Here is a 7,333-nt window from a genome sequence, read left to right as displayed (position 1 = left end):
ACGACGCCCGCCCAGGTCTTCGCCGCCAGGATCGACCGCGAGGCGCTGGTGGCGGAAGCCGGCCTCGACTGGCGCCTCTCGCAGGCCACCGCGCTGGGCCTGACCTACTCCGCCGCCATCGGCGAACGCTCCCGCGACCACGCCCTCAAGGGAAGGGTCGAGATGCGGTTCTGAGGGAGTAGGACGGCGCTCATCCCCCCAGCCGATATTTCACGAATCCCTCGCCGGCATCGCCCACAGCTTGCGCCTTCAGCGTGTCCGGCTTCTTGCTTACCGCGGCCGGGGAGGTCGGGAAGGTGACGTTGACGTTCGCCGGCAGCGGCTTCAGCGACCAGTTGTCGTCGGCGGTGGGGTTGATCGTCTTCTTCTCGATGATGAAGCGCACGATCACGTCGCGATTGAGGTCGGGCGCCTCCAGCACCACCGTCGTCTTGGTGCCCGGGAAATTGCCGCCGCCAGAGGCGCGGTAGTTGTTGGTGACGACGATGAACTCGGCTGATCCGTCGATCGGCTTGCCCTGATAGGCGAGGTCGACGATGCGGTGCGCGTCGGGCGCCACCAGCTTGCCGTCGCCGTCATAGCGCGAGGCCTGAGTCACATCGATCTGGTAGGTGACGCCGTCGATCACGTCGAAATTGAAGGCCGGGAAGCCGGGATTGATCAGCGGCTGCTCGTCGGTCTTCGCGATGTCGATCCGGTTGAAGATGCCGGCCGAGCGCTCCAGCCATTCGCGCAATTGCGCGCCGGTGACTTTCACGACCTGCACCGTGTTCGGATAGAGATAGATGTCGGCGACGTTCTTGATCGCGATCGGTCCGGCTGGGATGTCGGTGAAGAAGGCGGGACCGGCGCGCCCGCCCGACTTGAATGGGGCAGCGGCCGAGAGGATCGGCAGGTCCTTGTGCGGCGTCTGCGCCAGCAGCGGCTTGGCATAGGCGATCTGCGCCTCCGCCACGATCTGGACGGAAGGGTCGTCGGCGACGAGGGCGAAATAGCTGTTGATCGGCGCGCTCGTGGTGCCGACTGGCTCGCGCATATAGGTCAGCGTCGCCTCGTGGTCGGCCTTGACCGTCGCCAGCACAGCGGCTTCGACCTCCGCCTTCGACACGATCTTGCGGTCGGGCGTGCGCTCATAGATTGGCTTGGGATCGACCTTGAAATCGGCGATGCGCCAGCGCCCGTCGCGTTTTTCCAGCTCGAGGTCGACGATGCCGACATGCGAGCCCCAGAAACCGGGCTGGCAGGCCGGCTTGCCGTGCAGCGAGCCCTTCTTGTTGTCGACGCCGGGAATGCCGTCGAAGGCCTTGCCGCCGGGGAAGACGAGATGCTGGTGGCCGGTGAGCACGACGTCGATGCCGTCGAGCTTGGCGAGGTGCAGCGCCGCATTCTCCTCGCCGCCCTTGCGCTCGCCGCCGGCGATGCCGGAATGGCAGAGCGCGATGGTGAGGTCGGGATGAGCCTGCGCGATCTCAGGCAGGTATTTCTGCGCGGCGTCGACGATGTCGGTCGCGGTCACCTTGCGGTCGAGATTGCCCTTGTCCCACTGCATGATCTGCGGCGGCACGAAGCCGATCACCGCGATGTTGAGGACGTGTTTGGCGCCGGCCTCGTCCTCGAAGCTCTGCTCGAAGATGCGCCAGGGCTCGATCAGCGTGCCGCCGCCAACCTTATCGACATTGGCGCAGACGATCGGGAATTCGGCGCGGGCGAGGCCGTGCTCGAGGAATTCCAGCCCGTAATTGAACTCGTGATTGCCGAGCGTGCCGCACTGATAGGGCAGGGCGTTCATCGCGGCGATCATCGGATGGGTCTCGCCGGCCTTCAGCCCCTTCTTGTAGGCGACGAAATCGCCGAGCGAGGAGCCCTGCAGGAAGTCGCCATTGTCGAAGAGCAGGCTGTTCTTCGCCTCGGCCTGCGCCGCCTTGATCAGGTTGGCGGTCTTGGCGAGACCGACCGTGTCGTCCGGTGCGTCGCGGAAATAGTCGTAGGGCACGACATTGACGTGCAGGTCGCTGGTTTCCAGCAGCCGGAGCTTGAGCCTGGCCGGCGCCTGCGCCGAGAGCGGGGTGGAAAGCGCGCCGGCTGCAGCGATGGCGGCCCCGGCCTTGAGCGTGTCACGGCGGCTGAAACGGCGGGCGCTGTCCATCATCGGCTCCTGGGCGAGGTGCAGGCAGAGACGCTAGCACCATGGCAGGACCGTGACACGGGGGACTTTCGTCATTGCGAGCGAAGCAATCCAGGGAGCGTAGAGCGCCGCCGCCCTGGATTGCTTCGTCGCTGCGCTCCTCGCAATGACGGTTGGCGTTACCGGCTCACGCCCTCCATCCGCACCCGCCCGTCGGTGCCTTCGGTCCAGGCGGCGATGGCGCCGCCTTCCAGCCGCTTCGCCTTCACCTGGAAGGCCTCGCCCGCGATCAGTGGCGCGAGCCCGCGATAGTCGAGCCGGATCGGCTCGCCGCCGGAGAGGGTTGCGACGATGTTCATGATCAGCGTCGCCTGGATCGGCCCGTGCACGACGAGACCGGCATAGCCCTCGACGCCGGTGGCATAGGGCTGGTCGTAGTGGATGCGGTGGCCGTTGAAGGTGATCGCCGAATAGCGGAACAGCAGCACCGGATCGGCCTCGACCGTCCAGGTCAGCTCGGCCGGGCGCGGTTCGACCGGGGCAGGGGGCGGCGTCTGCTCCGCACCGGGCTTGGCCGCTTCTCGATAGACGATGTTGTGGCGCTCGCGAAGCGCGACGCCGCGGGCCGTGACGAGCTCATGGTCGACCGCGACGAAGCAGAGCGGGCCGCTGCGGCCGTCCTTGTAGGAGACATCGCCGATGGTCGAGCGGCGGGTGACCTCGTCGCCGGTCCGCAAGGGCGCGATCGTCTCGATCCGTCCGCCGGCCCACATCCGCCGCGGCAGCGCGACCGGCGGCAGGAACTCGCCCTTGGCGGCGTGCCCGTCCCGGCCGAGTGCCGCCATCGGCGAGATCGGCGGTGCCAAGCACCAGTGCAGAGCGAGCGGCGCTTCACCTTGCTGGTAGGGCGCCAGATGCGGCGCGAAGGTCGCTTCGTAGCTGGCGACGAGCCGCGGCGTGATCAGGTCGGACGCTTCTTCCGAGCGGCCGATCCAGGATCTCAGATGATCGATATTCATGATGCTCCCTGCAAGGAAGGGCGCGGGGAACCCTCTCCTATAAGGAGAGGGCAGGGTGAGGTGTAGGCCGTTGGACCAGTTCCGCGAGCGCTGACCGCGCTGGTTCCAGCCAACGTTTCCGCTCCCGCACACCTCACCCCTGCCCCTCTCCTTCCAGGAGAGGGGTTCCCCGCGGGTTTCTGGTCGATGTCGTTGTCTTCAATAGCTTCTGGGCATGCCCAGCACATGCTCGGCGAGATAGGACAGGATCAGGTTGGTCGAGATCGGCGCCACCTGGTAGAGCCGTGTCTCCCGGAACTTGCGCTCGATGTCGTATTCCTCGGCGAAGCCGAAGCCGCCATGGGTCTGGATGCAGGCATTGGCGGCCTCGAAGGAGGCGTCCGCCGCCAGCAGCTTGGCCATATTGGCCTCGGCGCCGGGGTTCGCGCCGGCCTCGTAGAGGCGGATCGCCTCGCGCACCATCAGTTCGGCGGCGCGCATATTGGCGTAGGCCCTGGCGATCGGGAACTGGATGCCCTGGTTCTGACCGATCGGCCGGCCGAAGACCTGGCGCTCCTTCGCATAGCCCGACGCCTTGTCGATGAACCATTTGGCGTCGCCGACGCATTCGGCCGCGATCAGGATGCGCTCGGCGTTCATCCCTGAGAGGATGTAGCGGAAGCCCTTGCCCTCTTCGCCGACGAGGTTGGCGGCAGGCACCCTGACATTGTCGAAGAAGACCTCGGTAGTGGCGTGGTTCATCATCGTCCGGATCGGCCGGATGGTGAGGCCGGCCTGAAGCGCCTCGCGCATGTCGAGAATGAAGACCGAGAGCCCGTCGGTCCGTTTCGCTACCTGATCGCGCGGCGTGGTGCGGGCGAGCAGCAGCATCAAGTCCGACTGCGCCGCGCGGCTGGTCCAGATCTTCTGGCCGTTGACGATATAGTGGCCGCCCTCGCGGCGGGCGGTGGTCCGCAAGGCGGTAGTGTCGGTGCCGCTGGTCGGCTCGGTGACGCCGAAGGCCTGCAGGCGCAGTTCGCCCGAGGCGATCTTCGGCAGATAGCGCTGCTTCTGGTCTTCCGTGCCGTGGCGCAGCACGGTGCCCATCACATACATCTGGGCATGGCAGGCGCCGCCATTGCAGCCCTGGCGCTGGATCTCCTCCATGATCGCCGCTGCAGCCGAGAGGGTGAGCCCCGCTCCGCCATACTCCTCCGGGATCAGCGCCGAGAGGAAGCCGCTCTCGGTGAGTGCCGTCACGAACTCGCTGGGATAGGCCATCTCGCGGTCGAGCTTGCGCCAGTACTCGCCCGGATAATCCGCGCAGAGTTTCGCCACCGCCTCGCGGATGTCGGTGTGATCAGGTTCGGTCGTCATGCTCATCTCAGGCTGATCGCGCTGCCTTTGCCGTGAATTCGCGGCGCAGCTTTTCGTCATGTTCGCCAAGGCCCGGCGGCGCCCGCATCGGCACGCGCTGGCCGTCGACCAGCACCGGCGGCGCCAGCACCTCGACCGGGCCGTTCGGGGTCGGGACGGGCAGCGTCGTCGCAGCGGGATGCTCGATCAGGTCGGCCATGGTCGAGACCGTGCCATAGGCGATGCGGGCGGCATCGAGACCGGCCGCAGTCTCCACATAAGAGCGGGTGCTCAAGATCGCCTGGATGGCGGCGTCGAGCGCCGGGCGGTTGCGGACGCGCAGCACATTGCTGGTAAAGCGCGGGTCTTCGAGGAGGGCGCTGTCGCCCAGCACGTCGCGGGCGAGGATCTGCCATTCGCGCTCGCTCTGGATCGAGATCAGCACCTCGGCATCGGCGAGGCGGAAGACGCCATAGGGCGCGATGGAAGGGTGGGCGAGGCCAAGGCGTGGCGGCTCGATGCCGCCATAGCGCCGCGTCAGATAGGGCACGTTCATCAGGTCGGCGATGGTGTCGAACAGCGAGAGCTGGATGCGCGAGCCCTCGCCGGTACGCCCGCGCCGGATCAGCGCCTCCAGGATCGCGGCATAGGCGGCGTTGCCGGTGGCGATATCGGCGATCGAGATGCCGATCCGCGTCGGCCCGGAGTCGGGGCTGCCGGTGACGGCGGCAAGGCCGGCTTCCGCCTGGATCAGGAGGTCATAGGCCTTCTTGGTGTAGTGAGGCGTGCCCGGCGCATAGCCGGAGATGTCGCAAGTGATCAGCTTTGGGTGGCGCTGGCGGAGCGCCTCGCTGCCGATGCCGAGTCGGTCGGTGGCGCCAGGGGCGAAGTTCTGGATGAAGACGTCGGCCTTGGTGAGCATGGCTTCGACCAGAGCAAGGTCCGTCTTGTCCTTGAGGTCGACCCGGCAGGATTCCTTGCCGCGGTTGATCCAGACGAAATAGGAGGAGAGGCCTTCGGCATAATCGTCATAGCCGCGCGAGAAATCGCCTTCCTCGCGCTCCAGCTTGATGACGCGGGCGCCGGCATCGGCGAGCCGGCAGCTCGCCATGGGAGCGGCCACCGCCTGCTCCAGCGCCACCACCAGGATTCCGTCGAGAGCATTCGTCATCAGACCGTCGCGCGCCTTCCGTTTTGCGCGAGAGACGGCTGTCGCCATCATGAAGTCAAATAGCGTTTCGCGATGGCGGCCATAGCGTCAGCTCCATAGAAAAACCGTATGGCCTTCATCGCTTTATCCTTCTTGTCCGACTGCTGGCTCTATGCCCCCCTTTTTGCCGGACGAGGCGCCGTTCAAGAGCGCCCGATGTCATGTGAGGTTCAGGGAGGACGCTGATGAAGACGATGAAACTGGCGCTGGCCGCATTGGCCGGCACGCTGCTCGCAGGCCAGGCTCTGGCGCAGGACAAGCCGAAGGAACTGGTGGTCGGCATCGCCACCTTCCTCTCGGGCCCGGCCTCGGTCTTCGGCGTGCCCGGCCGCAACGCCGCCGACCTCCTGATCGCGGAGATCAACGCCAAGGGCGGTGTGCTCGGCGTGCCCGTGAAACCGGTCTATGTCGACGAGGGCGCCGGCACCAACCAGCTCCTCTCCGAATATCGCCGCGTCGTGCAGGAGCAGGGCGCGCAGGTGATGCTGGGCGCGATCTCGTCCGGCTCCTGCAACGCGCTCGCCCCGGTCGCGGAGGACCTCAAGGTCGTCAACGTGATGTGGGATTGCGGCACGCAGACCATCTTCGAGGACGGCAAGTGGAAGTATTCCGTCCGCACGCAGGCCCATGCCGGCGCCGAGATGATGGCAACGCTGCTCTACCTGATGAAGGTGAAGCCCGACTTCAAATCGGTCGCGGTGGTCAACCAGGACTATGCCTGGGGCCGTGAATCCTGGGCGCTGCTGCAGGCCGGCCTCAAGGCGCTGAAGCCCGACGTCAAGGTCGTCGCCGAGCTCTTCCCGAAATTCGGCGCGCCCGATTTCTCCACCGAGATCACCAGGCTTTCGGCGCTGCGGCCCGATGTGGTGATCTCGACCTCCTGGGGCGGCGATCTCGACACCTTCGTCCAGCAGGCGGCAGCGCGCGGCCTGCTGAAGCAGTCGACCTTCGTGCTGCCGCTGGCCGAAAGCTCGCTGGAACGGCTCGGCAATGTCCTGCCGGAAGGCGTGATCGTCGGCAGCCGCGGCGACCATTACTGGCGGCATCCCAAGCACAAGGACACGCCGGAGATGCAGGCCTTCGTCAAGGCGTACAAGGACAAGACCGGCGTTTATCCGATCTACCCGACCTTCCACATGCAGCAGGCCCTGACCGGCCTGGTGAAGGCCTATGAGAAGGCTGGTGCCGGCGGCAAATGGCCGAGCAAGGAAGAGGTCATCGCCGCCTTCGAGGGGCTGGAGTTCAAGTCGCTGACCGGCACGATCACCATCCGCGCGGATCATCAGGGGCTGGAGGACCAGCTGCTCGGCACGACCAAGCGCGTGCCGGAATTCCCCTTCGCGGTCTACGACAAGATGGCGCTCTATCCCGGCAAGCTGGTGACCACGCCGCTCGGCGAGAAGTCGCTCGACTGGTTCGCCAAGGTGAAGCCCGACCTCGTCACCGACAAGTCGATCGAGACCTTCGACTACGCGAAGTGAGGCCTCCGAACGGGTCGTCAGCCCACGCGCATTGCGAAGCGGTGCTGTTCAAGAATCCATCATAGGGCGCTGAACTCTATGATGGATTCCGACACTCCGCTTTGCGGCGGCCGGGTCGACGAGGCGATTGAATCAGGCTCTCAAGCAGTTGAATCAAAATCTG

At 66.0% G+C, this 7,333-nt stretch carries 5 protein-coding genes; 1 reads left to right on the top strand and 4 read right to left on the bottom strand.

The genetic code is table 11. From position 1 onward, the window contains the following. Positions 1-190: 190 nt before the first annotated feature. The 4 genes from ACQKLX_RS28995 to ACQKLX_RS28980 form a co-directional block, all read right to left on the bottom strand. Positions 191-2,149, bottom strand: coding sequence for a bifunctional 2',3'-cyclic-nucleotide 2'-phosphodiesterase/3'-nucleotidase (locus ACQKLX_RS28995; protein WP_427365026.1), 1,959 nt, complete (start codon positions 2,147-2,149; stop codon positions 191-193). 155 nt (positions 2,150-2,304) lie between these two features. Continuing rightward, positions 2,305-3,144, bottom strand: a complete 840-nt coding sequence (locus tag ACQKLX_RS28990; RefSeq protein ID WP_427365025.1) for an HTD2 family dehydratase — start codon at positions 3,142-3,144, stop codon at positions 2,305-2,307. 198 nt (positions 3,145-3,342) lie between these two features. Continuing rightward, positions 3,343-4,500, bottom strand: a complete 1,158-nt coding sequence (locus ACQKLX_RS28985) for an acyl-CoA dehydrogenase family protein (protein WP_427365024.1) — start codon at positions 4,498-4,500, stop codon at positions 3,343-3,345. A gap of 7 nt (positions 4,501-4,507) precedes the next feature. Next, positions 4,508-5,650: a CaiB/BaiF CoA transferase family protein gene (locus tag ACQKLX_RS28980; protein WP_427365023.1), complete on the bottom strand. Its 1,143-nt coding sequence runs from the start codon at positions 5,648-5,650 to the stop codon at positions 4,508-4,510. 224 nt (positions 5,651-5,874) lie between these two features. Here ACQKLX_RS28980 and ACQKLX_RS28975 point away from each other — a divergent pair, with 224 nt between their 5' ends. Then, positions 5,875-7,170, top strand: a complete 1,296-nt coding sequence (locus ACQKLX_RS28975; protein ID WP_427365022.1) for an ABC transporter substrate-binding protein — start codon at positions 5,875-5,877, stop codon at positions 7,168-7,170. Positions 7,171-7,333: the final 163 nt, after the last annotated feature.

The organism is Allobosea sp. NPDC003192 (assembly GCF_050275675.1).
GTDB lineage: Bacteria > Pseudomonadota > Alphaproteobacteria > Rhizobiales > Beijerinckiaceae > Allobosea.
The sequence above is the reverse complement of the archived record's forward strand: the minus strand, read 5'-3'. Positions and strand labels throughout refer to the sequence as shown.